Here is a 21800-nt window from a genome sequence, read left to right on the forward strand (position 1 = left end):
AGCGAACGGCCTCCTTGTTGAGGCCGTTCGTGTTTTATGGGGACGGGAGATCGCTCAGTCGCGGCCGTTGCCCTTGCCGTTGTTGCCCTTCCCGTTTCCCTTGTTGCCGTTGCCTTTGCCCGGATGGCCTGCGTGGTCGGGCTTGCCGCGATGGCCCGCAGACGAAGACTTGCCGCGCCCCGGCCCATGCTCCGCCCAATCGACGCTGACGCGCTGGTCGACACGGATCGGATAACCCCAACGGTCGTAGGTACCGACCGCGCCGTTCTTCAACGCATGGAAGGCCTGCGAGCCCGGCTTGATGCCCATCTGCTTGGCCAGATTGCCCCACCCCTGGCCAGGATTCCGCTCATAGCGGTGCACGACATCCAGACAAGGAATACCCAACGCACGCGCGATCGCGCAGGCAAAGTAGACATCGGCTGGTGCCCAGCCCTTCCTGTCCAGAAGTTCCAGCACGAGCGAACGCGGCGCGCCGTAATAGCCCGTCATCTCGGACACGAAGGGATCGCGGTAGCGGCGTCCGTAGTCGTTGATCTCGCCCAATCGCGTATCGACCCATACGTCACCGGTACGGACGTTGTAACCCACGGTCTGCGCCTGCGCCGGCACGGCCGATGCGACCGCCCAGCCGAGCGACGCCGCGACAAACACCATCCTCACTACTCTCATGTCCCGCCTCCTCAATCCAAGGTGGGCGCGAGTCTTCCGGTCTCGCGGTGAATGATGGATGACGTGCGGCAGAACATGGATTACCGCGCCGTTCCGGCACTCGCCAAGCGTGATCTCCATCACTCCCGACTCCGCGCAAGGGCCTACACTGCGCGGGCCCTCGCGGCGCTGTTCCGTCCGCTTATCCGATTCCTTTGAGCACGCCACCTTCCGACCCCCAGCGTCCGCACCCGGCCCTCTCGATGAAGCCGACACGCCGCGACTTCCGCCTGGACATCATCGTCCTGCTGGGCTCCATCACGGCGGTGACGATCGCGTCGTTCGGTGGGTACCGTGCCTGGCAGGGACATTGGCCGCAGGCCGCTTTCGACCTGATCGTCGTGCTAGCTGTCTCGGCTCCCGTGCTTTACGCCTGGCGCAGCGGCGACAGCCTGCGCGCCGGCAATGTGCTGGCGGCGCTCAATTCCTGCGCGACGTTCGGTGCCTGCCTGATGCTGGGGCATACCGCGCTCACCTGGACCTACCTGGTGCTGCTGACCAACTTCTTCATCGGTCACCGTTGGCTGGCCGTAGGCTGCAACGTGGCGTTGATCGTGGGCATGCAGCTGATCCCCGGGTTCTTCCATGACGGCGTGCATGCGGTGTCGGTGTTCGTCAGTGCCGGGCTCATCACCGGGTTCTCGCTCATCTTCGCCTCGCGCACGCAGGACGACCGCGCACAACTCGAGCGGCTGGCGGCGATCGACGCACTGACCGGTGTGCCGAACCGGCGCAGCATGGAACGTGCGCTGGGCGATGCGGTCGATCGCTTCCAGCGTGGCGAGTGCTGCTTCGGCCTGGTCGTGCTGGACCTCGACCATTTCAAGGACGTCAACGACCAGTACGGCCATGCGGCCGGCGATGCCGCCATCGCCGACCTGGCCTCGATCCTGCGTTTCGAGATGCGCCGCAACGACCAGGTGTTCCGCTTCGGCGGTGAAGAGTTCGTGGCCCTGCTCGAGCTGGACAGCACGGAAGCCCTCGAAGCCACGACCGAACGGCTGCGCAAGGCAGTACGCGGCGCGCTGCGCGGACCGGGCGGCCGCATCACCATCTCGCTGGGCGCCGCCCTGCTGCGCGAACAGGAGAAGACCTGGCACGACTGGTTCTCGCGTGCCGATGCCGCGTTGTATCGCGCCAAGATGGCCGGCCGCGACAGCTACGTGATCGCGGACGACCTGTTCTAGGAGTCAACGAAGAGGAGTGGGGAGTGAGGGAAGCGCGCGCGCTCATCACTCACTCCCCGCCCCATCACCGCTTCTCGCGGCTACCCCACCACCACCGGTACAGCACCGGCAGCACCACCAGCGTCAGCAGCGTCGACGAGACGATGCCGCCGATCACCACGGTCGCCAGCGGGCGCTGCACTTCCGAGCCGGCACCGACGTTGAACGCCATCGGCAAGAAGCCGAGTGAGGCCACCAGCGCGGTCATCAGCACCGGGCGCAGGCGACCGAGCGCGCCATCGACGACCGCCTGATCCAGCGGCATGCCCTGCTCGCGCAGCTTGCGGATGAAGGTGATCATCACCAGTCCGTTGAGCACGGCGACGCCCGACAGCGCGATGAAGCCCACGCCAGCGGAAATGGACAACGGAATGCCGCGCAGCGCCAGCGCGACCACGCCACCGGTCAGCGCCAGCGGTACGCCGGTGAACACGATGGTCGCGTCCTTCGCCGAACCGAAGGCCCAGAACAGCAACGCGAAAATCACCACCAGCGTCGCCGGCACTACCACCGCGAGGCGCTGGCTGGCCGAGATCAGTTGCTCGAACGTGCCGCCGTAGTCGATCCAGTAGCCGGCTGGCAGCGTGACCTCGGCAGTGATGCGCTCGCGGAGGTCGTCGACGAAGCCGCCCAGGTCGCGGCCGCGCACGTTGGCCGTCACCACCACGCGACGCTTGCCGTTCTCGCGGTTGACCTGGTTGGGCCCGAGCGTGGTCTCGATCTTCGCCACCTCGCGCAGCGGCACCGTGCCGGGCGTTCCCGAACGCCAGCTCGCCCCGCGCATCGATTCGTCCTCGTTGCCGGCACCGCCCAGCGGAATGGGCAGGTCGTGCAGCGCCGCGGGATCCTGCCGCATCGCTTCCGGCAGGCGCACGACGATGTCGAAACGGCGGTCGCCCTCGAACAGCTGCCCCGCGACTTCACCGCCGACCGCGGTCGCCACCGTGTCCTGCACGTCGCCGGGATTCAGGCCGTAGCGGATCAGGGCCTGGCGGTCCGGCGTGATGGTGAGCAGCGGCAGGCCGGTCGCCTGTTCGATGCGCACGTCCGCCGCGCCGTCCACGGCCTTGGCGGCCGCTTCGATGCGTTCACCGACCTCCACCAGCGTGCCGAGATCGTCGCCGTAGAGCTTGATCGCGACGTCGGCACGCACGCCGGAGATCAGCTCGTTCATGCGCATCTGGATCGGCTGGGTGAACTCGTAGTTGTTGCCGGGGATCTCGGCGACCGCCTTCTCGATCTCGGCCACCAGCGTCGCCTTCGGCTTGCGCGGGTCCGGCCACTGGTTGCGCGGCTTCAACATGACGAAGGTATCCGCTACGGATGGCGGCATCGGATCGGTCGCCACTTCCGCCGTGCCCAGCTTGCCGAACACGCGGTGCACCTCGGGGAACTGCTTGATGCGCTCCTCCAGCGTGGACTGCATGCGAACCGCCTGGTCCAGGCTGGTGCCCGGGATACGCATCGCGTGCAGGGCGATGTCGCCTTCGTCCAGGCTGGGCACGAACTCGGTGCCCAGCCGCGTGGCCAGCAGACCGCACAGCACGACCAGCGCGAATGCTCCTCCTGCCACGACGAGGCGCGCACGCAATGCCCAGGCCAGCACGGGCGCGTAAGCGCGACGCGCCCAGCCCATCACCCGCGTTTCCTTCTCCTGCACGCGGCCGCGCAGGAACAGCGCGATCGCCGCCGGCACGAAGGTCAGCGACAGCAGCATCGCGCCGCTCAGCGCCAGCACCACGGTGATCGCCATCGGATGGAACATCTTTCCTTCCACGCCGGTGAGCGCGAAGATCGGCAGGTACACGGCGGTGATGATGCCGAGGCCGAACAGGCTGGGCCGGATGACCTCGGCCGTCGCCGACGCAGTGGCGTCCAGCCGCTCCTCGTCCGTCAACAGGCGTCCCAGCCTGTGCTGCAATTCGCCGAAGCGGCGCAGGCAGTTCTCGATGATGATGACGGCGCCATCGACGATCAGACCGAAGTCGAGCGCGCCCAGGCTCATCAGGTTGCCCGACACGCCCCCGCGCACCATGCCGGTCAGGGTGAACAGCATCGACAGCGGAATCACCGCCGCGGTGATCAGCGCGGCACGCCAGTTGCCCAGCAGCAGGAACAGCACCACGACGACCAGGATCGCGCCTTCGACCAGGTTCTTGGCGACCGTGCGGATGGTGCGATCGACCAGCGACGTGCGGTCGTACATCGGCTCTGCGCGCACGCCGGACGGCAGGCTGCGGTTCGCCTCTGCCAGACGCGCGGCCACCGCCTGCGAGACCTCGCGGCTGTTGGCGCCGATCAGCATGAACGTGGTGCCCAGTACGACCTCCTTGCCGTCCAGCGTCGCGGCACCGGTACGCAGCTCCGGCCCTTCGCCGACCTGTGCGACATCACGCACGCGGATCGGCACGCCGTCGCGGCGATCCAGCACGATGTCGCGGATGCCATCGAGGTCGGCGACCTGTCCGGGCGCGCGCACCAGGAACTGCTGGCCGTTGCGCTCGATGTAACCCGCGCCGACGTTCTGGTTGTTGCGCGCCACCGCCTGCACCACGTCGTGCAGGGTGAAGCCCAGCGCCACCAGCCGCGCCGGATCCGGGGTGATGTGGATCTGCCGTGCGAAGCCGCCGATGGTGTTGACCTCGGTGACGCCGGGCACGTTGCGCAGTTGCGGACGCACCACCCAGTCCTGCAGCGTGCGCAGGTCGGTGGCGGTGTACGGCGTGCCGTCGTCCTTGCGAGCCTTCGCGTCGGCTTCTACCGTGTACATGAAGATCTCGCCCATGCCGGTGGCGAGGGGGCCCATCTCCGGTTCCAGGCCGGCGGGCAGCTGCGACTTCACCTGCTGGAGGCGCTCGCCCACCTGCTGGCGGGCGAAGTAAACGTCGGTGCCGTCCTTGAACACCACGGTCACCTGCGACAGTCCGTAGCGCGAGATCGAGCGCGTGTAGTCCAGTCCCGGCAGGCCGGCCAGCGCCGTCTCCAGGGTGAAGGTCACGCGCTGCTCGGCCTCCAGCGGCGAGTAGCCGGGCGCTTCGGTGTTGACCTGCACCTGCACATTGGTGATGTCGGGGGTGACGTCGATCGGCAGCTTGCCGAAGCTCCACACGCCGACCGCAACCAGCGCCAGCGTCAACGCCAGCATCAACCAGCGGTGTGCGATGGCGAAGCGCAGGATGCGCTCCAGCATCCCGTTCGGCTCGGGAGTGCCTCGCTCAATGGTCATGCGAAGCCCCCGATTTCTCGATGTCGGCCTTCACCAGATAGCTCTGCTCGACGACCACCTGGTCGCCGGCCTTCAACCCCGACAGCACTTCGACCCGCTGCGCATCGCGTTTGCCCAGTTCGACCGGCCGGATCTCGTAGACGTCACCGACGCGCACGAACACCACGTCCCAGTCGCGGAAGGTCTGCAGCGCCGCAAGCGGCACCACCATCGCTGCCGGCTGTTGCTCCACGGTGATGCGCGCCTTCACCGCCGAACCGGGACGCCACAGGCCATCGCTGTTTTCCAGCGTCGCGCGCGCCACCGTGCTCTGGCTGGCCGTCGCTGTGCCGGGCAGTACCCTTTCGAGCGTGGTCTGCGCAGTCGCGCCATCGCTCAGTCGCGTTACGGTGACCGGTACGCCGGGCACGATGTGCTGCGCATCGGCGCCGAAGATGTGCAGGTCCACCCATAGTGTGGACAGATCGGCGACCTCGAACAGCGTCATGCCCTCGCCGGCCACGCTGCCGACGCTGGCGTTACGCGCCAGCACCACGCCGCCGATCGGCGAGGTGACCGAATACGTGGTCAGGCTCAGGTTGCTTTCCACCGTCGCCAGCGTCTGGCCTGCCCGCACGCGATCGCCGACGTTGACGGCAAGCCGGCGGATCGGACCGGGGAAACGCGCGGCGACATTGGCGACGCGGCCTTCGACCGGCGTCAGCAGACCCTGCACCTCGTGCTCGTCGGCGATCGTGCCGGCCTGCACCGCTGCGACACGGATGCCGGAATCCGCGGCGATCTTCGCTCCGATGGTCGTACGGCCTTCGTAGCTGTCGTAGGTCCAGCGCAGTGATTTGCCTTCGACCTTGGCCAGCACTTCGACGTCGAAGGAGTGCGGTTCGCCGACCACGCTCTTCGCCAGCAGGCTGCCATCCGCTTGCGGCTGCAGTACGTGGTTCTCGCGCACGTCGCCCAGGCGGACCAGGCGGACCTCCACGCTGCCCGCCGTCGCCGGCAGCGGTTTGCCGTCGCGATACAGCCAGGCTTGGTAGGTGGGCGGCGTACCGGACTCGGCAATCGCGAGTTCGACACGATAGCCGTCCTGTTCCAGCAGCCGGCCACCATGTTCGCCTCGCGCCGCTTCTTCTTCGCCGTGGCCGCCGGCTTCGTCGTGGCCATGGCCGGCCTCGCTGCCGTGGTCGTCGGCGTGATCGCCATTCCCACCGCCGCACGCGGCCAGCAGCAGGGACAGGGCAAGCGCGCTCATCAGGGGACGCAAGGTCATGGGGTCGTTCCTTCTTCTGGAGCGGCCGGCGCGGCGACGAACGCCTGCCCGGTGAGCCGTTGGATTTCGATCAGGGCCGCCTGCGCGTCGAGCGCGGCGTCCAGTTGCTGGCGACGCGTCGCCGTGGTTTCCGATTGCAGCTGTGCCCATTCCAGGTAGCTGATGGCACCGCCGCGGTAGGCACGCTCGGCGGCCTGTTCGGCACGCAGCAGGCGCGGCAGCACGTCGTCGCGCGTGCGCTGCACGTCGACCTGCGCCACGCGGTAGCGGCCGTGCGCGTCGGTCAGCGTGGAGTACAGCGCGATGTCGCGCGATTCGCGTTCGATCTCGAGTGCCGCCAGGTCCGCCTCGGCCGCGCGGATCTCCGGTGCGGCGCGGCGGGCGCTACCGAGCGACAGCGACACGCCACCGACCAGCGCGGTATCGCCGCTGTCCTGCATCCGACGCACGCCGACCTGCCAGTCGAGATCGGGCGTCGATGCCGTGCGCGCAAGACGCACCCGCGCTTCGCGGATCCGGCGCTCGTCGGCGAACTGGGCCAGCTCCGGCGTGCCGTCCAGCAGGGATGCCAGGACGTCGATGTCGTCGATCGCAGGCAGCGCCAGCGGATCACCGGCGACCACCTCGAAGCGCGGCGCGCGCTCACCCCACAGTGCAGCCAGATGCTGGCGTGCGGCGGCCTGCTGCTGGTCGGCACGCACCAGCGCCAGTTCGGCACGCGCCAGTGCCGCCTGTGCGGTCAATACGACCGATTCGGGCGAGGCGCCTGCCTGCAGCCGCTGACGGGCGCCGGCAACGGTACGTCGGCGTTGCGCGATGTCCTGCGCGGCGATGGCCCGTTGCGCCCGTGCGCCGGCAACCGCCAGGTAGCGGCGGGCGACATCGGCCAGCAGGTCCAGACGCTGCGTTTCGCGCTGCATCGCCAACGCGTCGATACGGGCCTGCGCCAGCGTGCGGCGCGCATCCAGCTTGCCGCCGCGCTCCAGCACGCCGGCCAGCGTCAGCGTGGCTTCCGCCTGTTGGACGCCGCTGGAGTCGCCCGTGCCGAGCACGTTCTCGAGGTCGAGCCCGGCCCGCAGCGCCGGCCGCAGCAGCGCGACCTCGCGTTCGGCCAGCAGGGTGTCGGTGCGGGCACCGAACAGGCGCAGGTCGGGATGGGCACGGGCGACGCGCGCCATGGCCTCGTCCAGCGTGAGTGTTTCAGGGGGAACAGCAGGCGATGGCGCCTGTGCGTGCACGCACGGCGCGATCGCGAAGGCGGCCAATGCCGCCAGTCGCAACCACATGGGAAGTCTCCGGAACGTCGGTGAGGGAACGCGGGCGACAGGACGTCAGCCCGGTACGGCCATCACGCGACGATCGGAGGACGCAGCAAGGATGCGGGACGCGCGGTCGGCAACGGGACCGCGTCGGCCGCCAGGGCCACGGACGGCAACAGCATGCCCTGCAGCAGCAGCGGCGAGGGGACGATGGCGGTCAGGTGGCCGCAGCAGTGACTGGCATGCATCAGCGCATGCAGCAGGTCGCCCTCGCCTGCGTCGCCATCGGCGTGCTCGTGACCGCTGCCGGTCGCGTCATGATCGCTGACCGCATGCAGGTGCTCGCTCCCACTGCCCAGCTCATGCAGGTCGCCGAGCGAGGCGAAGACCGGGTTCGCCAGCACCGCCAGCAGCAACACCGCCAGCGCCGGCAGGCGCAGCAGGAAGAAACGGCGGTGGCGCAGGAAACGGAGCATCGGAGCGACATGCTAGCCGCCCGGTCTCGCGTTAGACAATTCCACGCCGGGTTCCCGTCCCCGACTGGAACAGCTCTTGCACGACAGGCTCCCGACCCCGTCGGAAACACGCCATGTCTGAGCAGGACGAAAGCGGCGAACGCACTGAATTACCCACCGAGAAACGGCTTCGCGAAGCCCGTGAGCAGGGCAACATCCCGCGTTCGCGCGAGCTGGCGACGGCGGCGGTGTTCGGTGCGGGCGTGCTGGCGATCATCGCGATGGGCCCCGGACTGGCGCGCAACGCGCTGGGCTGGATGAAGATCGCCCTGACCCCCGACCCGATGCTGATGCGCCAGCCGGACCAGCTGTTCGGCTACGTCGGCCTGATGATGCTGAAGCTGCTGGTCGCGATCGCGCCGGTCGCGGCCATCTGCGTGCTGGCGGGCCTGGCCGCACCGGTGGCGATGAGCGGCCTGCGCTTTTCGCAGAAGTCGCTGATGCCCGACTTCAAGCGGCTCAACCCTGCCAGCGGCCTCAAGCGCCTGTATGGCGCGGAGAGCGTGGCCGAACTGCTGAAGTCCTTGCTCCGCGTGGCCCTGATCGGTGGTGCGGCGGCGATCTGCCTGAAGATGGGCCTGAACCCCCTGCGCGAACTGCTGACCATGCCGCTGGAGCAGGCGGTGCGCAGCGGCCTGAAGTTCACCAGCACGCTGCTGCTGGCCACCACCGGCGGGCTGATCCTGCTGGCCGCCATCGATGCCCCGTACCAGAAGTGGAACTGGCTGCGGAAGCTGAAGATGACCCGCGAAGAGCTGCGCAAGGAGATGAAGGAAAGCGAGGGCAGCCCGGAAGTAAAGGGCCGGATCCGCCAGATGCAGCACCAGATGTCGCAGCGCCGGATGATGGAAGACGTGCCCAAGGCCGACGTGATCGTGGTCAACCCGACCCACTATGCGGTGGCCCTGAAGTACCAGGCCGGCCAGATGGGCGCCCCCACGGTGGTCGCCAAGGGCGTGGACGAACTGGCCATGCGCATCCGCGAAGTCGCCGACGCCCACCGCATCGCCATCGTGTCGGCGCCGCCTTTGGCACGCGCCTTGTATCGCGAAGGTCAGCTTGGCCGGGAAATCCCCGTGAGAATGTACGCCGCCGTCGCCCAGATCCTCTCCTACGTCTATCAACTGCGCGCCTGGCGCGTGGGCGAAGCCGCGCTGCCCGACCTGCCCGCCGTCGACATCGACGAGCACGGAGGTAAGGCATGAGCGCGCAACCGGCCGGCGGCCTGCGCTGGATGGACATGCTGAAGAACGGCCTGGGCGCGCCGCTGGTCGTGCTGGCGCTGCTGGCCATGATCGTGGTGCCGCTGGCGCCGCCGGTGCTGGACGCGCTTTTCAGCTTCAACATTGCCATTTCGCTGGTGGTGCTGCTGGCGGTGATCTACGTGAAGCGGCCGCTGGACTTCACCATCTTCCCGATCATCCTGCTGATGACCACGATGCTGCGCCTGGCGCTGAACGTGGCCTCCACCCGCGTGATCCTGCTCAACGGCCAGAATGGCCATGACGCGGCCGGCAAGGTCATCGCGGCGTTCGGCGAGTTCGTGGTGGGCGGCAATTACGCCGTCGGCATCGTGGTGTTCGCCATCCTGACCATCATCAACTTCGTGGTCATCACCAAGGGCGCGGGCCGCATCGCCGAGGTGTCGGCCCGCTTCATCCTGGACGCGATGCCCGGCAAGCAGATGGCCATCGACGCCGACCTCAACGCCGGTGTGCTGACCCGCGAGGAAGCCAAGGCCCGCCGCGAGGAAGTCCGCGCGGAAGCCGACTTCTACGGCTCGATGGACGGCGCCAACAAGTTCATCCGCGGCGACGCCATCGCCGGCATCCTGATCCTGTTCATCAACCTCATCGGCGGTTTCGCCGTGGGCATGCTCCAGCACGGCATGCCGGCCGCCGAAGCGGCCTCGACCTACACCCTGTTGTCGATCGGCGACGGCCTGGTCGCCCAGCTGCCCGCCCTGCTGGTCTCGTCGGCGGTGGCCATGCTGGTCACCCGCGCCTCGCGCTCGGAAGACATGGGCAAGGCCGTGATGGGCCAGGCCTTCGGCCAGCACAAGGCGCTGGCAGTGGCCGCCGGCGTGCTGGGCCTGGTCGGGCTGGTCCCCGGCATGCCCAACGTCGCCTTTTTGACGCTGGCGGCCGGCATCGGCTACCTGGCATGGAAGATGTGGAAGCGGACCCAGGAAGGACCCGAGGCCGCGGCCGGCGACGTGCCCGCCCTGCCCGGCCCGGGTACGCCCGACCGCAATGCCGAACTGACCTGGGACGAGCTGCGCCCGGTCGATCCGCTCGGCCTGGAAGTGGGCTACCGGCTGATCCCGCTGGTCGACAAGAATCAGGGCGGCGAGCTGATGTCGCGCATCAAGGCCGTACGCCGCAAGCTGACCCAGGACCTCGGCTTCCTGGTGCCGCCGGTGCATATCCGCGACAACCTGGAACTGCCGTCCAACGGTTATCGCCTGCTGGTACATGGCGTGCCGGTGGCGTCGGCGGAGATCCATCCCGACCGCGAGCTGGCGCTCGACCCGGGCGGCGCGTTCGGTGCCATCGATGGTATTCCGGGCAAGGATCCGGCCTTCGGCCTGGATGCGGTGTGGATCCAGTCACACCAGAAGGCCACCGCCGAATCGCTGGGCTACACCGTGGTCGATCCGGCCACCGTCATGGCCACCCATCTTTCCCACCTGGTACGCGAACACGCGCCGGAACTGCTCGGCCACGAAGAAGTCCAGCAGCTGCTGGCGCAGTTGGGCCGCAGCGCGCCGAAGCTGGTCGAGGACCTCACCCCGAAGGCGCTGCCGCTGGCCACCGTGGTGCGCGTGCTGCAGAACCTGCTGATCGAGCGCGTGCCGATCCGCCAGCTGCGCCGCATCGCCGAGGCACTGGTCGAGTTCGCCCCGCAGAACACCGATCCGGCCGCGCTCACGGCCGCCGTACGTACCTCGCTGGGCCGTTTCATCGTGCAGGAGATCTCCGGGATGGCGCCGGAACTGCCCGTCTATACCTTGGCGCCGAATCTGGAACGCGTCTTGCAGGACAGTACCCAGGGAACCGGCGCGGCGCTGGAACCGGGACTGGCGGAACGCCTGCACCAGAGCCTCGCCGACGTGGTGACCAAGCAGGAAGCCCGCAGCGAGCCTGCGGTGGTGCTGGTACCGGGAACGGTCCGCGCCGCCCTCGCCCGCCTGGTCCGCCACAGCGTCCCCTCGCTGTCGGTGCTGGCCTACAGCGAGGTTCCCGAGGACAAGCGGTTGAAGCTGGTCGGCACGATCAGCTGATACCCGGAGCAGCAGAACCCGACGCGACCTGGAACCGGATAGCACGCCATGAAAATCAAACGCTTCGTCGCCCCCGACATGCGCACCGCCTTCGCGATGGTCCGGCAGGAACACGGCCCGGACGCGGTGATCCTGTCCAACCGGGTCACCGAGGATGGTGTCGAGATCGTCGCCGCCAGCAACTACGACGAAGCGCTGGTGCAGCGCACGCTGGACGCGATGCGCCCGGCCGCGCCCGCCGCGCCGCTGCATCCGCTGCTCGACCCGGCGCCGCAGGCACCGGCCGCCAACGCCCCGGCGCTGTCGCCGGCCGAAGCTGCGGCCAGCTACTTCGCCCGTCGCCAGCCGGCCGCTCCCGCCGCCCCGCGTGCCGAGGCCGCAAAGCCGGCGCCCGCCCCGATCGCACCTGCCGCGCCGATCGCACCTCCGCGCGCACCGGTGGTTGTCGCGCCCGCGCCGATCCACGACGAGATCCCGGCGCCGGTCATCCGCGACATCGCACCGCAACTGATCGAACCCGAATCCTTCGCGGCCAAGCTGGCCGCCTGCCTGCCGGCCGCGCCCGCCAACGAACCGGTCGCCAGGATCGAGCCGGCCGCGATCCCGCGCCGCCCGGCCTCGCACCGCGCCGAGATCGACGACACGCTCGATCTGGACGCCCTGCTGCCCTCGATCGCCCCGCCGCTGTCGCTGCCGGAACCCGAACCGGCACCGGTCGCCGCACTGCACGCCACCCGCGTGACCGCCGCCGCACCGGCCCCGATGCCGGCCGCCATCACCGTGCCGACGCTGACGGTCGTCACCGACAACGCCGCGGAAGCGCGGGAGAGCGACGAGCAGCTGGTGCAGATGCGCGGCGAACTGTCCGCCATGCGCGAGATGATCGAGCGCGAGATGCATCGCCTCACCGACGAACGCCTGCGCGGCTCGCCGGTGCGCATGCAGGCGATGGAGCTGATGGAAGACTACGGCTTCGACGCCGGCATCACCCGCGACATCGCCCTGCAGATTCCCGCCGACACCGAACTGCATCGCGGCCGCGGCCTGATGCTGGGCCTGCTGTCGAAGAAGCTGCCGGTGCTCGACACCGATCTGCTCGACACCGGCGGCGTCATCGCCCTGGTCGGCCCGACCGGCGCCGGCAAGACCACCACCATCGCCAAGCTGGCGGCCTGCTTCGCGCAGCGCCACAACGCCCGCGATGTCGCTCTGGTCACCACCGACACCGTCCGCGTCGGCGGCCGCGAGCAGCTGCACGGCTACGGCCGCCAGCTCGGCATCGCCGTGCACGAGGCCGACAGCGCGCAGACCCTGGCGCTGGTGCTGGAGCGTCTGCGCGACTACAAGCTGGTGCTGATCGACACCGCCGGCCTGGGCCAGCGCGACCGCAACCTGGTCGGCCAGCTCAACTGGCTGCGCGCCTCGGGCCAGGTGAAGACCCTGCTGTGCCTGCCGGCCAATTCGCACTTCTCCGACCTGGACGAAGTGGTCCGCCGCTTCAGCACCGTGCAGCCGCAAGGCGTGGTGCTGACCAAGCTGGACGAGACCGGACGCCTGGGCAGCGCGCTGAGCGTGGTGGTCGACCACCAGTTGCCGATGACCTGGGTGACCGACGGCCAGCGCGTCCCCGACGACCTCCACCGCGCCAACAGCGCCCACCTCGTGCTGCGGCTGGACCAGCTGCGCCGCGAAGCCGACGAACCCTGCTCGACCGAGGCCACCCATGTCGCCTGATCACCCGCTGCAGACCAATCCCCGCAGCACCCCGCCGTTGCCCGGCGCGTTCCATCCCGTGCGTGTCGTCGCCGTCACCGGCGGCAAGGGCGGCGTGGGCAAGACCAACGTGTCGGTCAACCTCGCCGTGTCGCTGGCCGAAATGGGCAAGCGCACGCTGCTGATGGACGCCGACCTGGGCCTGGCCAACGTCGACGTACTGCTCGGCCTGTCGCCGAAGTTCACCCTGGCCGACCTGATCGCCGGCCGCTGCGGACTCGAGGACGTGCTGCTGGAAGGCCCCGAGGGCGTGCTGGTGGTGCCGGCCTCGTCGGGTTTCCGCCACATGGCCGAACTGACGCCGGCCGAACATGTCGGCCTGGTCAACGTGTTCTCCGAACTGCAACGCGCGCTCGACTTCATGGTGGTGGACACCGCCGCCGGCATCAGCGACAGCGTGCTGACGTTCTGCCAGGCCGCCCAGGACACCGTGGTGGTGGTCTGCGACGAGCCGGCCTCGATCACCGACGCCTACGCCCTGATCAAGGTGCTGGCGCGCGAGCGCGGCCTGGACCGCGTGCACGTCATCGCCAACATGGTCCGCGACCCCAACGAAGGCAGGAAGCTGTACGAGAAGCTCGCCCGCGTCTGCGAACGCTTCCTCGGCGACGTCGCCCTGCACTACCTGGGCGCCGTGCCGCAGGACGACTGGCTGCGCCGCGCCGTGCAGCGCCAGCAGCCCGTCGTGAAGGCCTACCCGGGCAGCCCGTCCGCCCGCGCCATCACCGACATCGCGCGCACCACCGCCCGCTGGCAGCCGCCGGTCGGCGCACGCGGCAACGTCGAGTTCTTCGTCGAACGCCTGATCCAGCGGGGGGTGGCCGCATGAACACCGCCGCCGCCCAGTACCGCGCCGTGCAACGCAGCAGCGCGAACGACTTCGTCACCCAGCACGCCGACCTGGTGCGCCGCATCGCCCACCACCTGGCGGCGCGCCTGCCGGCCAGCGTGGAGATCGACGACCTGATCCAGGCCGGCATGATCGGCCTGCTGGAAGCCTCGCGCAGCTACGACGCCGAACAGGGCGCTTCGTTCGAAACCTACGCCTCCATCCGCATCCGCGGTTCGATGATCGACGAGATCCGTCGTGGCGACTGGGTGCCGCGCTCGGTGCACCGCCGCGCCCGCCAGGCCGCCGCCACCGTGCGGGAGATCGAGCAACGCACCGGCCGCGCCGCCATCGCCACCGAAGTGGCCAGTGCCATGGAGATGCCGCTGCCGGAATACCTGCGGCTGATGGAAGACGCCGCGCGCGGCCAGGTGCTGAGCCTGGAGTCGCATATCGACGACCACGGCGAACCGAACACCACGCGCACCGGCGGCCCGTCGCCGCAGCAGCACCTGGAGCGCAGCGAGTTCCGCCAGCAGTTGGTGAAGTGCATCGGTCAGTTGCCCGAACGCGAGCAGCTGGTGCTGTCGATGTACTACGAGCAGGAGCTCAACCTGAAGGAAATCGGCGCGGTGCTGGGCGTCAGCGAGTCCCGCGTCTGCCAGATCCACGGCCAGGCCATGGTGCGCCTGCGCGGTCGCCTGCAGGTGTTCGAGAAGGCCGATGCCGGCCTGGAAGACCAAGACTGAAGAATCCCCGCAGCCTGCCGATAAAGCCCCGGTAGGCCGCCGCGTGCAGCCCCTGCCTTGCCGTTGCCCCTCGCCGGGCACGCTTTACCGGAGTTCGATGTGACCGCCAACAAGAACATGCGCATCCTCATCGTGGACGACTTCTCCACCATGCGCCGCATCATCAAGAACCTGCTCAACGACCTCGGCTACACCAACACCGCCGAGGCCGACGATGGCACCACCGCGCTGACCGCGCTGGGCCAGGGCAGCTTCGATTTCGTGGTCACCGACTGGAACATGCCGGGCATGACCGGCATCGAGCTGCTGAAGGCCATCCGCGCCGACGACCGCTTCAAGACGCTGCCGGTGCTGATGGTGACCGCGGAAGCCAAGCGGGAACAGATCATCGAGGCCGCGCAGAACGGCGTGAACGGCTACATCATCAAGCCGTTCACCGCACAGACGCTGGAAGAGAAGCTGGGCAAGATCTTCGAACGCCTGGGAGCCGCCGCCTGATGAACGCCGTCGCCGATGCCACCGGTGCGCGCGCGGCGCTGGTGGAAAAACTGCAGCACGCGCTCGATGCGCTGGAACAGGGCGACGAAGCCGGTTGGCGCCGGGAACTGGATGCGATCGCCGCCTGGCGCACGCAGCCGATGATGCAAGGTCTCGGACGCCTGGCGCGCGAGCTCGCGCAGACGCTGGGCGAACTGCCCCCGACCGATGCCGGCGAACTCGACGACGCCTGCTCGCGCCTGGACCACGTGGTCGAAATGACCGAACAGGCCAGCCACAAGACCCTCGACCTGGCCGAGCAGTGCCGCGGCTACGCGACCGAACTGAAGGCCACCGCGCTGTCCGCCGAACAGGCGGCGCTGGTGGAGCGCATCGGCAAGGGCCTGTCCGAGATGGCGCTGGCGCAGAGCTACCAGGACCTCACCGGCCAGATCATCCGTCGCGTGGCCGGCATCGTGCGCCGCGTGCACGAGGGTTTCGGCGCGCTCGGCCTGCCTCCGCCTGAAAAAAAGCAGGAGAAGGGTTCAGAACTCGCCGGCCCGGCCGTTGCTGGTCTTGACCGCAACGCGTTTTCGCAGGACGACGCCGACGACCTGCTGTCCGGCCTGGGGTTGTAGCCCCGGGGGACGTGCGCTGCGGAACCGGAGACCTGCCATGCACGCTGCTTCCGCCCGCCGTTCCCGCCATCCCGTCGTCCTGCTGTTCGTGGGATTGCTGCTGGTGTGCGATGTCGTGGTCGGGCGCCTCCTGCGCCGCCGCCACGCCCACGCGATGCACCTGCCCGATCCCTTCCGCTGATCGCCTGCCACGGTACCCCGTCCTCCCATGTCTGCCGTCACCCCTGAAATCGCCGCCGACTTCCTGATCGAAGCACAGGAGATCCTCGACCGGCTGGGCGAACAGCTGGTGACGCTGGAGCACGACCCGTCCGACAGCGGCCAGCTCAATGCGGTGTTCCGCGGCTTCCACACGCTGAAGGGTGGCGCCGGCTTCCTCGGCATCCAGGCGATGGTCAATCTCTGCCACGCGGCCGAGGAGACGCTCGGACTGGTGCGCGCGGGCCAGGCGACACTGGAAGCACAACACTTCGACGCCGCCCAGCAATCGCTGGACTGGCTGCAACAGATGCTGGACGCCGTCGGCGCCGGCGAGGAACCGCCGCACGCGCCGCAGACGCTGATCGAGCAGTTCGACGTGCACGGCAGCGCACCCACGCCTGCACAGAAACCTGCCGCGGCAGTCGCACCGGCAGCGCAGGCCGGCGGCGACCTGATCGGCGACGACGAATTCGAGGCCCTGCTCGACCAGTTGCATGGCGGCGGCGCACCGACCAGCGTAGCGCCCCCCGCCCCCGTCGCGGCCGCCCCGACGCCGGCGAAACCCACGGCACCCAAGCCGGCCGCAAAGGCCGGCGGCGAGGCCGAACAGACCATCCGCGTGGATACCAAGCGGCTGGATGCCATCGTCAACCTGGTCGGCGAACTGGTGCTGTCGCGCAACCGCCTCAAGACGCTGCGTGCCCGCATCCGCGACGAGGAACTCGACCGCGCCGTCAGCAGCCTCGACATCGCCACCGCCCGCCTGCAGACCGCGGTCATGCGCACCCGCATGCAGCCGGTCGGCAAGGTGTTCTCGCGCTTTCCCAAGGTCGCGCGCGACGTCGCCCGCCAGTTGCAGAAGGAAGTCGACCTGGAACTGGTCGGCGCCGACACCGAGTTGGACCGCAACCTGGTGGAAGCCCTGGCCGATCCGCTGGTGCACCTGGTGCGCAACGCCATCGACCACGGCATCGAAGTGCCCTCGCTGCGCGAAGCCTGCAGCAAGCCGCGCGCCGGCCATGTGCGCCTGTCGGCGCAACAGGAAGGCGACTTCGTCACCATCGAGATCCGCGACGACGGCGCCGGCATCGATCCCGAGCGCCTGCGCGCGAAGGCGCTGGAGAAGGGGCTGATCGATCCGGAAGCGGCCGCCCGTCTGACACACGACGAGTGCCTGCAGCTGGTCTTCATGGCCGGCTTCTCCACCAAGGCCGTGGTCACCGACATCTCCGGCCGCGGCGTCGGCATGGACGTGGTGCAGTCGCGCATCCGCGAACTCAGTGGCCAGATCACCATCCATTCCGACGTGGGCCGCGGCAGCCGCTTCGTCATCCGCGTGCCGTTGACGCTGGCCATCCTGCCCACGCTGCTGGTGCAGGCCGGCGATCCGGTCTACGCACTGCCGCTGGCGCGCGTCATGGAAGTGCTGCATGCGCCGTCGGAAAGCCTGCGCTGGTTCGACGGCCAGGCCGTGCTGGACCGCCAGACCCACACCCTGCCCCTGGTCGACCTGCGGCAGTGGCTGCGCGTGGATCCGGTGATGGCGCCGCTGCTCACCATCGTGGTGCTGCAGATGGGCGAACAGCGCTTCGGCCTGATCGTCGACCAGGTGCGTGGCCGCGAGGAGGTCGTCATCAAACCCCTGCCGCGCGCCGTACGCGGCCTGCCCGGTTACGCCGGCGCCACCCTGATCGGTGACGGCCGCATGGCGCTGATCCTCGACGTCGACGGACTGCGCGCGACGGCGTGACGCGCTAACGATTTGAGGGACCGGTGCTGTTGTGGGAGCGACGTAAGTCGCGAGCTCTTTCCTTCAGACATCAACACCCTGCTCCACCCCGTCTCGCGGCCATCGCGACTTACGTCGCTCCCACACCGGATATCCGGATGTGATCAAGGTCGCGACTTACATCGCTCCTGCAGGACGCACGCCTCAAGTAGACCTGAACGGGGCCGATAGATCAGACCATGGACATCTTCAGCCTCATCGGACTTCTCCTGGCGCTGGTCGCCCTGGTGGGTGGCAGCATCCTCAAGGGCGCGGGCCTGTCATCGCTGTGGTCGTCGGCCGCGTTCGTCATCGTCATCCTCGGCACCATCGCCGCGATCCTGGTGCATACGCCGCCGCCGGTGTTCAAGCGCGCCCTGGCGATCGTGCGCTGGATCATCCGTCCGCCCGGCACCGAAGGCGACGCGCTGGTCGCGCAGATCGTCGAATGGAGCAACATCGCCCGCAAGCAGGGCCTGCTGGGACTCGAGCCGGTGGTGAACCAGCTCGACGATCCGTTCCTGAAGAAAGGCCTGCAGATGCTGGTCGACGGCGTGGAGCCGGAATCGATCCGCCACATGATGGAAATCGACCTCAACGGCCAGGAACACCAGGACCTGGCCGCCGCCAAGGTGTTCGAGGCGATGGGCGTCTACGCGCCCACGCTGGGCATCATCGGCGCCGTGTTCGGCCTGATCGCGGTGATGAAGAACCTGGCCGATCCCAGCAAGCTGGGCCACGGCATCGCTGCCGCGTTCACCGCGACCATCTACGGCATCGCCTCGGCCAACCTGTTCTTCCTGCCTATCGCCAGCAAGCTCAAGAGTGTGATCGGCGGCCGCAGCCGCGAGCAGGAAATGATCATCGAGGGCCTGATCGCCATCGCGCAGGGCGAGAACCCGCGCAACATCGAGGCCAAGCTGGCCGGCTTCCTGCACTGAGCCTGCGGGACGACGGCGATGGCACGCAGGAAGAAGCACGAAGAGCACGCCAACCACGAGGCCTGGGCGATTCCCTACGCCGACCTGATGACGCTGCTGCTCGCCTTCTTCGTGGTGATGTACGCCATCTCCACCGTCAACGAGGGCAAGTACCGGGTGGTGGCCGATTCCCTGACCGCCGCCTTCGGCGGTGCACCGCGCACGATCAATCCGGTGCAGGTGGGCAACCACCAGTTGCAGGGCGCGGACTACGATCGGCCGTCGCCGATCAAGTCCGGCGCCAAGAAAGGACCCTCCGCGCCCTCGCCGTCGCCCAACGTCACCCTGCTGGCGGCGATGGCGTCGCAGATGAACATGTCGCTCGACGCCAAGGGCCTGCAGGCCGCGCAGGGCGAACTCAAGCGCATCGCCGACGACCTGGAGCGCGCGCTCGCGCCACTGATCGACGAGAAGCTGGTCACCATCAAGCGCTCGGCACTGTGGCTGGAAGTGCAGATCAACAGCGACATCCTGTTCGCCACCGGCTCGGCGGCGCTGGACCCGCAGGCCCAGCAGACCGTGGGCAAGCTCGCCGCGGTGCTGGGCAACGTGCCCAATTCGGTGCGCGTGGAGGGCTATACCGACGACCGCCCCATCCGCACCTCGCAGTTCCCCTCGAACTGGGAGCTGTCGTCGGCGCGCGCCGCCAGCGTGGTCCACCTGTTCGTGCGCGACGGAATTCCGCCGGAGCGGCTGGCGATGATCGGCTACGGCGAGTTCCGCCCCATCGCCGACAACGCCACCCAGGAAGGCCGCAACGCCAACCGCCGTGTGCTGCTGATCATCCTGGCCAGCCCCACCGGTCCGGCACCGAACTTGCAGGCACAGGAACAGGCCCCGCCGCCGCCGTCAGTGATCTCGCTGCCGCCGCTGCCGGCCCACGCCGCGTCGCCCATGCCCGGAGCGCCGCCGGCGCCCCAGGTCCATGAAGGAGTCCAGTGATGCGCGTGTGGGCAATCGCCAACCAGAAAGGCGGCGTCGGCAAGACCACCACCACCCTCGCCCTCGGGCGCGGCCTGGCCATGCGCGGCCATCGCGTGCTGCTGATCGACCTGGATCCGCATGCATCGCTGACGCGCGCGTTCGGCCTGGCCACCGATCCGCAGCCGACCGGCGTGCTGGACCTGTTCGACGAACAGCCGCCGACGCTGGCCAGCGTGGCGCGCAGCACCGAAATCGAGAACCTCTCCTTCGTCGCCGCGCAGACGCCGCTGGCGACGCTGGAACGCCGCAGCGCCACCCAGCCGGGCCTCGGCCTGGCGCTGTCCAACGCGCTGGCGCGCGGCGGCCACGCCTACGACCACGTGCTGTTCGACTGCCCGCCCACGCTCGGCCTGCTGATGGTCAACGCGCTGGCCGCAGCCGACCACGTCATCATCCCGACGCAGACCGAACCGCTGGCACTGCATGGCCTGAAAGGCATGTGCCGCACGGCGGAGATGATCCAGCGCTCGCGCCACCGCGAACTGCCGGTGTCGATCCTGCCCACGCTGCACGACAAGCGCACGCGCACTGGCGCCGACACGCTGAAGGCGATGCAGGACGAGTACGGCGAGCGCGTCTGGAACGATGCCATTCCCAACGACACCCGCATCTGCAGCGTCGACGTACTGACGCGTTCCAGCCCGGCCACCGCCTATCCCGGCCGTGGACTGTCGGCCTACCGCCGCGCGCTGGACTGGCTGCTGCTGACCGAAGCCCGCGACACGGAGCAGGCCGCATGACCACCCCCGCCGTCCTCGACGACTACCTGCTCGACCTGCTCGGCGATGCCGCCGTGGCGCCCGTGCAGGCCGCCGAGCCGGCGGCGACCGCTCCTGTCGTCATCGATACCGCGCCGGCCGCCGAGCCGCCGCTGGCCATGGCGCCCGTGCGCGCCGGCAGCGAAGCCGATCTGATCACCGAAGACGAATTCGAGGCCCTGCTCGACACCCTGCATGGCGATGCCGCGCCGGCCGCCATCACGGCGGCGCCCGCGCCCGCAACGACGCCGCCGCCTGTCCTCGCGGTCGCGCCCGTGCGCGCCGGCAGCGAAGCCGACCTGATCGACGACGACGAGTTCGAAGCCCTGCTCGACCAGTTGCATGGCAACGGCGTGCCGACCGCCGTGGTGACCGCACCCGCCGACCCGGCACCGGTCGCACTGGCCGTGGCCCCTGTCCGCGCAGGCACCGAGGGCGATCTGATCGGCGACGACGAATTCGAAGCCCTGCTCGACACCCTGCACGGCGGGGCCGCGCCGACCTCGCGCGTCGCGCCTGCACCCGCCGCCGCGGCACCGGTGCCGGTGGCGCCGCCCCCGCGTGCGACGGCGCCGCTGCCGGCGAAACCCTATCTGCTGACGCCGACCGACACCGGCGAGCGTCGGCGCGCGACCGAGCGCAAGACCCGTTGGCTGCGCCTGCGCTGCGACCAGCAGCATTACGCGCTGGAACTGCTGAAGGTGCAGGAGGTCGTGCGTCCCGCGACCCTGCTGCCGCTGCGTGGCGCGGCCCCGCACATGCTGGGCGTGATGAACCTGCGCGGCCAGGTGGTGCCGGTGATCGACCTGGGCCTGTACCTGGGCCGGCGCGCGGTCGAGTCCGATGCCACCACCCGCATCGTGGTGCTGGAAGAACACGGCGAGACGCTGGGCCTGCGCGTGACCGCGGTCGAGGACGTCGCCAACCTGACCGACCAGCAGATCGAGTCGCCCGACAACGCACGGGTCGGCCGCATCGCCAACCCGCTGTTCCGCGGCGTGGCGCGCCTCAACGAGTGCGCGGTGATCCTGCTGGACGCCTCGCGGATCCTGCAGTGAGTCCGCCGCTGATCGAACGCCGCGATGTGACGGCAGTGCCGTTTTTGGTTCGCCCCCACTCAAGTGCGGCCTCCACGCGCCGATACCCGACTAGAGCC

19 protein-coding genes are annotated in these 21800 nt (G+C 69.0%); 14 read left to right on the forward strand and 5 right to left on the reverse strand.

What is annotated here, in order from left to right; genetic code table 11:
* Nucleotides 1-54: 54 nt before the first annotated feature.
* The gene (locus tag ACSQ1W_RS09665) at nucleotides 55-672 is read right to left on the reverse strand and encodes a hypothetical protein (protein WP_436043130.1); all 618 of its coding nucleotides are present in this window, start codon (nucleotides 670-672) and stop codon (nucleotides 55-57) included.
* 242 nt (nucleotides 673-914) lie between these two features.
* On the opposite strand from ACSQ1W_RS09665, the gene ACSQ1W_RS09670 reads away from it, so the two are divergent.
* Nucleotides 915-1898 (forward strand): diguanylate cyclase, encoded by a 984-nt coding sequence (locus tag ACSQ1W_RS09670; RefSeq protein ID WP_436043132.1) that lies wholly within the window; start codon nucleotides 915-917, stop codon nucleotides 1896-1898.
* A gap of 64 nt (nucleotides 1899-1962) precedes the next feature.
* Here the strand turns inward: ACSQ1W_RS09670 and ACSQ1W_RS09675 are convergent, their stop codons facing one another.
* The 4 genes from ACSQ1W_RS09675 to ACSQ1W_RS09690 all read right to left on the reverse strand — a co-directional run bounded on the left by ACSQ1W_RS09675 (nucleotide 1963) and on the right by ACSQ1W_RS09690 (nucleotide 8165).
* A complete protein-coding gene (locus tag ACSQ1W_RS09675) occupies nucleotides 1963-5127 on the reverse strand; it encodes an efflux RND transporter permease subunit (protein ID WP_436046157.1) in 3165 nt (1054 codons plus the stop codon).
* 25 nt (nucleotides 5128-5152) lie between these two features.
* The gene (locus ACSQ1W_RS09680; protein WP_436043134.1) at nucleotides 5153-6430 is read right to left on the reverse strand and encodes an efflux RND transporter periplasmic adaptor subunit; all 1278 of its coding nucleotides are present in this window, start codon (nucleotides 6428-6430) and stop codon (nucleotides 5153-5155) included.
* The gene (locus ACSQ1W_RS09685) at nucleotides 6427-7716 is read right to left on the reverse strand and encodes a TolC family protein (protein WP_436043136.1); all 1290 of its coding nucleotides are present in this window, start codon (nucleotides 7714-7716) and stop codon (nucleotides 6427-6429) included. The genes ACSQ1W_RS09680 and ACSQ1W_RS09685 overlap by 4 nt, the downstream gene beginning before the upstream one ends.
* A gap of 62 nt (nucleotides 7717-7778) precedes the next feature.
* Complete coding sequence (locus tag ACSQ1W_RS09690; RefSeq protein WP_436043138.1) at nucleotides 7779-8165, reverse strand: hypothetical protein; 387 nt, start codon at nucleotides 8163-8165, stop codon at nucleotides 7779-7781.
* Nucleotides 8166-8278: 113 nt separating this feature from the next.
* Here ACSQ1W_RS09690 and flhB point away from each other — a divergent pair, with 113 nt between their 5' ends.
* The 13 genes from flhB to ACSQ1W_RS09755 all read left to right on the forward strand — a co-directional run bounded on the left by flhB (nucleotide 8279) and on the right by ACSQ1W_RS09755 (nucleotide 21702).
* Complete coding sequence (gene flhB, locus ACSQ1W_RS09695) at nucleotides 8279-9409, forward strand: flagellar biosynthesis protein FlhB (protein ID WP_192267792.1); 1131 nt, start codon at nucleotides 8279-8281, stop codon at nucleotides 9407-9409.
* A complete protein-coding gene (gene flhA, locus ACSQ1W_RS09700; protein ID WP_436043140.1) occupies nucleotides 9406-11487 on the forward strand; it encodes a flagellar biosynthesis protein FlhA in 2082 nt (693 codons plus the stop codon). The genes flhB and flhA overlap by 4 nt, the downstream gene beginning before the upstream one ends.
* Nucleotides 11488-11535: 48 nt before the next feature.
* Nucleotides 11536-13221 (forward strand): flagellar biosynthesis protein FlhF, encoded by a 1686-nt coding sequence (gene flhF, locus ACSQ1W_RS09705; protein WP_436043142.1) that lies wholly within the window; start codon nucleotides 11536-11538, stop codon nucleotides 13219-13221.
* Nucleotides 13211-14089, forward strand: coding sequence for a MinD/ParA family protein (locus ACSQ1W_RS09710; protein ID WP_162338461.1), 879 nt, complete (start codon nucleotides 13211-13213; stop codon nucleotides 14087-14089). Before flhF ends, ACSQ1W_RS09710 begins: the two co-directional genes overlap by 11 nt.
* Nucleotides 14086-14838, forward strand: a complete 753-nt coding sequence (locus ACSQ1W_RS09715) for an RNA polymerase sigma factor FliA (protein WP_436043143.1) — start codon at nucleotides 14086-14088, stop codon at nucleotides 14836-14838. Before ACSQ1W_RS09710 ends, ACSQ1W_RS09715 begins: the two co-directional genes overlap by 4 nt.
* Before the next feature lie 117 nt (nucleotides 14839-14955).
* Nucleotides 14956-15336 (forward strand): chemotaxis response regulator CheY, encoded by a 381-nt coding sequence (locus ACSQ1W_RS09720; protein WP_162338496.1) that lies wholly within the window; start codon nucleotides 14956-14958, stop codon nucleotides 15334-15336.
* A complete protein-coding gene (locus ACSQ1W_RS09725; protein ID WP_192267784.1) occupies nucleotides 15336-15953 on the forward strand; it encodes a protein phosphatase CheZ in 618 nt (205 codons plus the stop codon). Before ACSQ1W_RS09720 ends, ACSQ1W_RS09725 begins: the two co-directional genes overlap by 1 nt.
* Nucleotides 15954-15990: 37 nt before the next feature.
* The gene (locus ACSQ1W_RS09730) at nucleotides 15991-16134 is read left to right on the forward strand and encodes a hypothetical protein (protein WP_436043144.1); all 144 of its coding nucleotides are present in this window, start codon (nucleotides 15991-15993) and stop codon (nucleotides 16132-16134) included.
* Nucleotides 16135-16161: 27 nt separating this feature from the next.
* The gene (locus ACSQ1W_RS09735) at nucleotides 16162-17904 is read left to right on the forward strand and encodes a chemotaxis protein CheA (protein ID WP_436043145.1); all 1743 of its coding nucleotides are present in this window, start codon (nucleotides 16162-16164) and stop codon (nucleotides 17902-17904) included.
* 218 nt (nucleotides 17905-18122) lie between these two features.
* The gene (locus ACSQ1W_RS09740) at nucleotides 18123-18863 is read left to right on the forward strand and encodes a flagellar motor protein (RefSeq protein ID WP_192267778.1); all 741 of its coding nucleotides are present in this window, start codon (nucleotides 18123-18125) and stop codon (nucleotides 18861-18863) included.
* A gap of 18 nt (nucleotides 18864-18881) precedes the next feature.
* On the forward strand, nucleotides 18882-19844 hold the full coding sequence (gene motD, locus ACSQ1W_RS09745) for a flagellar motor protein MotD (RefSeq protein ID WP_192267776.1): 963 nt from the start codon (nucleotides 18882-18884) through the stop codon (nucleotides 19842-19844).
* Nucleotides 19844-20626 carry a ParA family protein gene (locus ACSQ1W_RS09750; RefSeq protein WP_436043147.1) on the forward strand — a complete coding sequence of 261 codons (783 nt, stop codon included), beginning with the start codon at nucleotides 19844-19846 and terminating at the stop codon, nucleotides 20624-20626. The genes motD and ACSQ1W_RS09750 overlap by 1 nt, the downstream gene beginning before the upstream one ends.
* The gene (locus tag ACSQ1W_RS09755; protein ID WP_436043148.1) at nucleotides 20623-21702 is read left to right on the forward strand and encodes a chemotaxis protein CheW; all 1080 of its coding nucleotides are present in this window, start codon (nucleotides 20623-20625) and stop codon (nucleotides 21700-21702) included. Before ACSQ1W_RS09750 ends, ACSQ1W_RS09755 begins: the two co-directional genes overlap by 4 nt.
* The last annotated feature ends 98 nt before the right edge of the window (nucleotides 21703-21800 follow it).

This window comes from Pseudoxanthomonas sp. LjRoot143 (assembly GCF_964252945.1).
In the GTDB taxonomy this organism is placed as follows: Bacteria; Pseudomonadota; Gammaproteobacteria; order Xanthomonadales; family Xanthomonadaceae; genus Pseudoxanthomonas_A.

What these genes read in the sequence shown, in the direction of transcription:
- motD (WP_192267776.1), top strand. Translation starts at nt 18,882, where the DNA reads ATGGCACGCAGGAAGAAGCACGAAGAGCACGCCAACCACGAGGCCTGG.
- ACSQ1W_RS09725 (WP_192267784.1), top strand. Translation starts at nt 15,336, where the DNA reads ATGAACGCCGTCGCCGATGCCACCGGTGCGCGCGCGGCGCTGGTGGAA.
- ACSQ1W_RS09710 (WP_162338461.1), top strand. Translation starts at nt 13,211, where the DNA reads ATGTCGCCTGATCACCCGCTGCAGACCAATCCCCGCAGCACCCCGCCG.
- ACSQ1W_RS09730 (WP_436043144.1), top strand. Translation starts at nt 15,991, where the DNA reads ATGCACGCTGCTTCCGCCCGCCGTTCCCGCCATCCCGTCGTCCTGCTG.
- ACSQ1W_RS09740 (WP_192267778.1), top strand. Translation starts at nt 18,123, where the DNA reads ATGGACATCTTCAGCCTCATCGGACTTCTCCTGGCGCTGGTCGCCCTG.
- flhA (WP_436043140.1), top strand. Translation starts at nt 9,406, where the DNA reads ATGAGCGCGCAACCGGCCGGCGGCCTGCGCTGGATGGACATGCTGAAG.
- ACSQ1W_RS09750 (WP_436043147.1), top strand. Translation starts at nt 19,844, where the DNA reads ATGCGCGTGTGGGCAATCGCCAACCAGAAAGGCGGCGTCGGCAAGACC.
- ACSQ1W_RS09735 (WP_436043145.1), top strand. Translation starts at nt 16,162, where the DNA reads ATGTCTGCCGTCACCCCTGAAATCGCCGCCGACTTCCTGATCGAAGCA.
- ACSQ1W_RS09685 (WP_436043136.1), bottom strand. Translation starts at nt 7,716, where the DNA reads ATGTGGTTGCGACTGGCGGCATTGGCCGCCTTCGCGATCGCGCCGTGC.
- ACSQ1W_RS09755 (WP_436043148.1), top strand. Translation starts at nt 20,623, where the DNA reads ATGACCACCCCCGCCGTCCTCGACGACTACCTGCTCGACCTGCTCGGC.
- flhB (WP_192267792.1), top strand. Translation starts at nt 8,279, where the DNA reads ATGTCTGAGCAGGACGAAAGCGGCGAACGCACTGAATTACCCACCGAG.
- ACSQ1W_RS09665 (WP_436043130.1), bottom strand. Translation starts at nt 672, where the DNA reads ATGAGAGTAGTGAGGATGGTGTTTGTCGCGGCGTCGCTCGGCTGGGCG.
- ACSQ1W_RS09680 (WP_436043134.1), bottom strand. Translation starts at nt 6,430, where the DNA reads ATGACCTTGCGTCCCCTGATGAGCGCGCTTGCCCTGTCCCTGCTGCTG.
- ACSQ1W_RS09675 (WP_436046157.1), bottom strand. Translation starts at nt 5,127, where the DNA reads ATGCTGGAGCGCATCCTGCGCTTCGCCATCGCACACCGCTGGTTGATG.
- ACSQ1W_RS09720 (WP_162338496.1), top strand. Translation starts at nt 14,956, where the DNA reads ATGCGCATCCTCATCGTGGACGACTTCTCCACCATGCGCCGCATCATC.
- ACSQ1W_RS09715 (WP_436043143.1), top strand. Translation starts at nt 14,086, where the DNA reads ATGAACACCGCCGCCGCCCAGTACCGCGCCGTGCAACGCAGCAGCGCG.
- ACSQ1W_RS09670 (WP_436043132.1), top strand. Translation starts at nt 915, where the DNA reads ATGAAGCCGACACGCCGCGACTTCCGCCTGGACATCATCGTCCTGCTG.
- ACSQ1W_RS09690 (WP_436043138.1), bottom strand. Translation starts at nt 8,165, where the DNA reads ATGCTCCGTTTCCTGCGCCACCGCCGTTTCTTCCTGCTGCGCCTGCCG.
- flhF (WP_436043142.1), top strand. Translation starts at nt 11,536, where the DNA reads ATGAAAATCAAACGCTTCGTCGCCCCCGACATGCGCACCGCCTTCGCG.